The sequence below is a fragment of the Candidatus Hydrothermales bacterium genome, assembly GCA_039630235.1.
In the GTDB taxonomy this organism is placed as follows: domain Bacteria; phylum Hydrothermota; class Hydrothermia; order Hydrothermales; family JAJRUZ01; genus JBCNVI01.
Genome location: JBCNVI010000028.1, coordinates 1 through 1,121, shown reverse-complemented (window position 1 = coordinate 1,121; position 1,121 = coordinate 1). Strand labels below are relative to the sequence as shown.

Annotated in this window: 2 protein-coding genes; both read left to right on the top strand. The window is 39.2% G+C overall.

Going from position 1 to position 1,121, the window contains the following annotated elements; all coding sequences use genetic code 11:
- The coding region (locus tag ABDH49_09110) for a porphobilinogen synthase (GenBank protein ID MEN3047105.1) at positions 1-321 on the top strand (321 nt) is incomplete at its 5' end.
- Positions 322-389: 68 nt separating this feature from the next.
- Positions 390-1,121: sodium:calcium symporter (locus ABDH49_09105; GenBank protein ID MEN3047104.1), on the top strand; the 732-nt coding region annotated here is incomplete at its 3' end.

The following is a 1,121-nucleotide window of genomic DNA, read 5'->3' as shown; positions in this document are numbered from 1 at the left end:
CAAATGAATCCAGCTAATTCGGATGAAGCGATGAGGGAAATTGCACTTGACATTCAAGAGGGAGCGGATATAGTTATGGTTAAACCAGCGCTTGCTTATCTTGATGTAATTTACAGGGCAAAGCAGGAATTTAAGGTTCCAATTGCAGCATATCAAGTTAGTGGTGAATATTCAATGATAAAAGCTGCAGCTTTAAATGGATGGATAGATGAGCAGCGAATAATGATTGAGACATTAACAGCGATAAAAAGAGCAGGTGCTGATTTGATCTTAACATATTTTGCTAAGGACGCTGCAAGAATTTTAAAAAGTGAGAGTTGAAAAAGCTGGTGGGGAAAAGTTTGTAAATTCTCTGGAAAAATTAAAAACTAATTCCACAAGGAGGCGTAATGACTAAAAGAGAGCGCTGGGGGACGAGAATTGGGTTAATACTTGCAATGGCAGGAAATGCAGTTGGACTCGGAAACTTCCTTAGGTTTCCAGTCCAAGCTGCACAAAATGGAGGGGGAGCATTTATGATCCCGTATTTCGTTGCCTTCCTTTTGCTTGGAATACCTCTTATGTGGGTTGAATGGGCTATTGGAAGATATGGAGGAAAATTCGGACACGGAAGTGCGCCAGGAATGTTTGATTCTATGTGGAAAGCTCCAATTTCAAAGTATTTGGGTGCCCTCGGGCTTTTCATTTCAACAGTTATAATGATCTATTACACATATATTGAATCGTGGACTCTTGCTTTTAGTTTCTTTTCAATTACAAAAGCTTATTTTGGTGAGACGACATTTGAAGCTATGAGAAGTTTTTTGCATAGCTATCAAGGTATAGAGAAAAATTATTTCCAGAGCATCCTTCCAGCTTACTTTTTCATGTGTTTAACTCTTTTCCTTAACTTTTTTATTCTTTACCGTGGTATTTCAAGAGGGATTGAGGTGTTCGCAAAAATAGCTATGCCGATGCTTTTCCTTTTTGCTGTTATACTTGTTATAAGAGTCATAACTCTTGGGACACCTGATCCGGTGAACTATCCGGAGCGAAGCGTTGAAAGTGGTTTTGCTTTTATTTGGAATCCTGATTTTTCAAAGCTTGATGATGCGAGGATATGGCTTGCAGCCGCAGGTCAA